1 protein-coding gene is annotated in these 528 nt (G+C 40.7%); it reads right to left on the bottom strand.

Going from position 1 to position 528, the window contains the following annotated elements; translation table 11 throughout:
• Positions 1-43: 43 nt before the first annotated feature.
• The coding region (locus DW981_RS14860; RefSeq protein WP_147352690.1) for a site-specific integrase at positions 44-528 on the bottom strand (485 nt) is incomplete at its 5' end.

A 528-nucleotide genomic window follows, 5' to 3' on the forward strand; every position in this document is an offset into this window, starting at 1 on the left:
GTTAACGTACCAATCATGTACCAATTTTTGAGAGCAAAAAAAATTAAACCACTTTCAAAGCATCCGCAATCTGGTCGATTTCTTTTTGTTTTTGTTCTTCTGTTGTATGCACATAAAGGTTCATGGTGATCCCAATATTGGAATGACCTAAGATTGTCTGTAATGTTTTAGGTTTCATTCCGGCTTCAATACACCTGGTTGCAAATGTATGTCGCAGCACATGCATGGAAAACTTGGGAATCATCGCTTTATCACATAGCTTGAACAGCATCGTATCATATGTGCTGTTCTTAACCGGTGTTCCTTTTCTGCAAAGAAATACAAACTCTGACCACTCCATCACCGTAACCTTGAGCGCATTATTTTTCATCTTTTGCTGTCTCAAGATTTCAACGGCTTCCTCTGTCAATGGTATCGTTCGATATCCCGCCTTGCTTTTCGGTTCACCAATCCTCCATTCCTTTGTAGAATGGCGATACTCCATAGAGCGCCTTATCGTCATGGTACGGCGATCCATATCAATGTCTG

Source organism: Clostridium sp. AM49-4BH, assembly GCF_003478335.1.
Classification (GTDB): domain Bacteria; phylum Bacillota; class Clostridia; order Lachnospirales; family Lachnospiraceae; genus Butyribacter.